Origin of the sequence: Lentzea aerocolonigenes, from assembly GCF_000955955.1 — a bacterium.
In the GTDB taxonomy this organism is placed as follows: Bacteria; Actinomycetota; Actinomycetes; order Mycobacteriales; family Pseudonocardiaceae; genus Lentzea; species Lentzea aerocolonigenes_A.
Genome location: NZ_JYJG01000325.1, coordinates 1 through 3957 on the forward strand (window position 1 = coordinate 1; position 3957 = coordinate 3957).

A 3957-nucleotide genomic window follows, 5' to 3' on the forward strand; every position below is an offset into this window, starting at 1 on the left:
CGTGGCTGCCGACCCTTGGAATCAACCGTCTAGAGCAGCGAGGCGACCTTCGTGGCGGTGGCCACAGTGGACTGCGGGTTCTGACCGGTCACGAGCTTGCCGTCCACGACCACCGTGCTCGACCACGGCTCACCCGGCGCGAGCCGCGCGCCCAGTTCCGCCAACCTCCCGGCGACCGAGTAGGGCACGTCGAGACCGCCCTGGCGCTCCTCCTCGTCGCTGAACACCGCCATCTCCTTGCCGGCGAAGACGAACGTGCCGTCCGCGCGGACCGCGCTCAGCAGCCCGGCCGGTCCGTGGCACAGCGCGGCGACCAGCTTGCCGCTGTCCGCGAAGTCCGCCAGCAACGTGCCCAGCGTCCGGTCGAACGCCAGGTCCGCCATCGGACCGTGGCCACCGGGCAGGTAGATCGCGTCGAAGCCGGCGGCGTTCATCGCGGCCAGGTCGGCAGGGGAGCGCAGATCCTCCAGCGTCGCAACGACCTCGTCGAACCGCCCGTCGAGGCTCGCCTTGTCGACGGTCGGCACGACACCGCCCGGCGTCGCGACGGTGACCTCGATGCCGGCCTCGCGCAGCACCCGCACCGACTCGACGACCTCCTCGGCCCAGAACCCGGTGGGGTGGCTCGTGCCGTCCGCCAGCGTCAGCGAGTCGGCACCGGAAACAACCATCAGCAGCTTCTTCATGTCACCCATGTCATCACGAATCCTTCAAGTGTGTCGGTGGAGCTATAAGCTGCCTTATGGCCGAGAAGTTGACGGACCTCGATCTGCTGGCGACGTTCCTGGAGATCTACCGCGGCGGCTCGCTCACGGCCGCGGCGACCCGGCGCGGCCTCACCCAGCCCGCGGTCAGCGGCCAGCTCGCCAAGCTGGAGAAAGAGCTCGCCGAACCGCTGTTCATCAGGGGTGCCCGGGGCGTCACGCCCACACCCCGAGCGGACGAGCTGGCCCGCCGCGTCGGGCCGCACGTCGACCAGCTGCGCATCGCGCTCGACCCCGCGCCCGCCCTCGAAGGCACTGTGCGGATCGGGGGAGCTGCCGAGTTCATGGCGGTCCGAGGGCTGACCGCGCTCACTCCGCTGATCCGGCGCGGCATCAGGTTCGAGATCAGGCTAGGCCTGGCGAACGACCTGCTCACCGCACTCAAGTCCGGCCGGCTCGACCTCGTGCTGTCGTCGGTCCGCCCCGGCGCGGGCCTGACCGCAACACCGCTCACCGACGAGGAGTTCCTGCTGGTGGGAGCACCGATCCTGGCCAGGACGGTCGACCAGGAGCTGCTCGGCCACGACCCGGCGCGAGCCCTCGAACACCTGCCGCTCGTCGCCTACTCGGACGAGTTGCCGATCATCCGCCGGTACTGGCGCAGCGAGTTCGCCAAGCGCCCGAAGAACCCGACCGCGGTCGTCGTGCCGGACCTGCGAGCCGTGCTGGCCGCGGTGATCGCCGGAGCAGGCGTGTCCGCGCTTCCGCGCTACCTGGCCGAACCCGCCCTCACCGCCGGATCCGTGGAGCTGCTGCACCACCCGGAGATCCCGCCCCTCAACACCCTCTACCTGGCGACCAGGGGAACACCCGCGCCAGGGGTGCAAGCGGTGGCCGAGCAGTTGAAGGAACGCGACTGGGGTGTCCTGTGACGCGGCGGCCGCACGGTGAAAGTGGTCTCGCCCGGCATCAGTCCGGTGTGGAGGGACAGGAGCAGTTGTGCTCAGACGCTCCGGAGCACTGACACGACGATGCCGAGGATCACGGCCTTGTCGCCGTCGATCACCGGGTAGTCGGGGTTGCGCGGTTCCAGGAACACGTGGCCGTTGCGGCGCTGGTACACCTTGACCGTCGCCTCCTCGTCGATCATCGCGGCGACGATCTGCCCGCTGTACGCCTCCTGCGCCTGCTGGATGACGACCATGTCGCCGTCGCAGATCGCCGCGTCGATCATCGAGTCGCCGCGCACGCGCAGCGCGAACACGTTGCTGCCACGACCGACCAGGCCGCGCGGCAGGCTCAGCACGTCGTCCACGTGCTCGATGGCGGAGATCGGCGTACCGGCGGCGATGTCGCCGACCACGGGCACCGAGATCGAGTCGTCGGACAGCTGTGCGACGGCCGTCGCGTGCAGGAAGACGCGCACGTCCATCGGCCGCGTCACGGACGTGCCGCGCTTGAGGAAACCCTTGTCCTCCAACGCGCTCAGGTGCTTGGAGACGCTGGACGAGGACTTCAGTCCGACCGCGTCGCCGATCTCGCGGGTGCTGGGGGAGTAGCCGTGCTCGACCACCCAGTCGCGGATGGCGACCAGAATCCTCTGCTGGCGTTCCGGCAGCACCGTCGTGTCGAGCTCGAGATCGTCGTAGGCGGTCACCGGTCAGATAGTAGTAATCCGGTTGCCGGACACGAACGGGTGGTCGTTTGATCACCGGATGAGCTCATTCTGGGTGGGGAATCTCGTACGTCTGCGCGGCATCGAACCGGGGGACTGGGAAGCCTTCCGGAAGTTCGACGACAACACCGTGGACATGCGGAGGGCGGACCGGGTTCAGCAGCCGTTCTCGAACGCACGCCAGCGCGAGTGGGCCGAGCAGGCTTCACTCAAGAAGCCGGACGGCGACAAGTTCCAGCTCGCGATCGAGTCGCTGGCCGACGGCACCTTCGTGGGGACCGTGTCGACGTTCGAGATCGACTACCGCGCTGGCCGGTTCGGGTACGGCATCTTCATCGGCAGTGAGCATAAAGGACGCGGCTACGGCTCGGAAGCGGTGCCGTTGCTGCTGGGCTTCATGTTCGGCGAGCGGCGCTTCCACAAGTGTGAGACGCACGTGTGGGCGTTCAACGAGCCGTCCATCGCCTTCCACCGCAAACTCGGCTTCACGGAGGAGGGCAGGCTGCGCGACCACGAGTTCTTCGCCGGCCGCCACCACGACGCGGTGGCCTTCGGGATGACCGCACCCGAGTTCGCCGCCCGTCATCCGCACGCACGCGAGATCTGATCTGCAACCTTGGGGTTGCACGTCGTCTTCGGGTGTGCAACTCTGGGGTTGCACTTGTTGGCGGACCGTTGGGAGCTTGTCGTGACTGTGGACCGGATCGAACGCGAGACCGTGATCGAGGCTTCGCCCGAGCGCGTCTGGCAGCTGGTGACCGAACCGGGGTGGTGGGTCGCCTCCACGCCGTCGGGCACCGCCGTCGAGGGCGAGACGACGTTGTGCAAGAACGACACGTACGGCGACTTCCCGGTGAAGGTCGAGACCGTGACGCCGCGGACGTACGTGTCGTACCGCTGGGCCAGCGCGTTCGGCGGGGCCGAGCTCACCTCGGACAACACGACGCTGGTCGAGTTCACGCTGTCACCGGAGGGGTCCGGCACGCGGCTGCGCGTGGTGGAGAGCGGGTTCGCTGCGCTGGCCGGCTCGGAGGAGCTGCGGGCGAAGGCTCACGAGGACAACTCGGGCGGGTGGGTCGAGGTGCTGGAGGCGTTCCAGAAGCGGGCGGAGAGCTGAGGCTCCTGCTGGAACCTGCGGATGAAGTCGCTCATGACCTCGGCGGCCGGGGTGTGGCGTTCGATGATCGCCGCGACGTGCGGCGGCACTTCCTCGTCCCTGAGCGCGTGCCTGAGCCAGCGGGCCAGGTAGGTGCCCGTGTAGAGGCGGTCGTAGTCCTGGTGCTCGGAGAAGAACTCCTTCTCGCCGGGGGACAGGTCGAACTCCGAGGACATGGCGAGGCCGTAGTCCGCGAAGTACAGGCGTTCGCCGTCGGTCAGGATGTTCTGGAAGTGGCCGTCGAAGTGCAGGAGGCCGCGGGCGTTCATGAACGACGTCCCGGCCTCCAGCTGCGTCTCGGTCATGGCGCAGGCGCTCTCGTCGCCGGCGTCGAGCCAGTCGTGCACGTTGTGCCGGATGTGTTCGAGGAACAGCGCGATGCTCGCCGAAGCGTCGCGCACGGCCTCGATCCGGCGGCGGAT

Annotated in this window: 5 protein-coding genes and 1 pseudogene; 3 read left to right on the forward strand and 3 right to left on the reverse strand. The window is 68.4% G+C overall.

Annotation, left to right across the window (positions count from 1 at the left end; translation table 11 throughout):
- Positions 1–29: 29 nt before the first annotated feature.
- On the reverse strand, positions 30–686 hold the full coding sequence (locus UK23_RS35405) for a type 1 glutamine amidotransferase domain-containing protein (RefSeq protein ID WP_045316113.1): 657 nt from the start codon (positions 684–686) through the stop codon (positions 30–32).
- Positions 687–742: 56 nt separating this feature from the next.
- On the opposite strand from UK23_RS35405, the gene UK23_RS35410 reads away from it, so the two are divergent.
- Positions 743–1636: a LysR family transcriptional regulator gene (locus tag UK23_RS35410; protein ID WP_045316108.1), complete on the forward strand. Its 894-nt coding sequence runs from the start codon at positions 743–745 to the stop codon at positions 1634–1636.
- Between the two features lie 71 nt (positions 1637–1707).
- Here UK23_RS35410 and lexA read toward each other — a convergent pair whose 3' ends face one another.
- Positions 1708–2361 (reverse strand): transcriptional repressor LexA, encoded by a 654-nt coding sequence (gene lexA / locus UK23_RS35415; RefSeq protein WP_045316109.1) that lies wholly within the window; start codon positions 2359–2361, stop codon positions 1708–1710.
- Positions 2362–2419: 58 nt separating this feature from the next.
- Between lexA and UK23_RS35420 the strand changes: the two genes are divergently transcribed.
- Together UK23_RS35420 and UK23_RS35425 are read left to right on the forward strand one after the other, a co-directional pair.
- A complete protein-coding gene (locus UK23_RS35420) occupies positions 2420–2986 on the forward strand; it encodes a GNAT family N-acetyltransferase (protein ID WP_045316110.1) in 567 nt (188 codons plus the stop codon).
- Positions 2987–3067: 81 nt separating this feature from the next.
- Positions 3068–3496, forward strand: coding sequence for an SRPBCC domain-containing protein (locus tag UK23_RS35425; RefSeq protein ID WP_045316111.1), 429 nt, complete (start codon positions 3068–3070; stop codon positions 3494–3496).
- On the opposite strand, the pseudogene UK23_RS53140 reads toward UK23_RS35425, so the two are convergent.
- A pseudogene (locus UK23_RS53140) lies at positions 3430–3957 on the reverse strand (hypothetical protein); the annotation flags it as partial. The gene UK23_RS35425 and the pseudogene UK23_RS53140 overlap by 67 nt on opposite strands.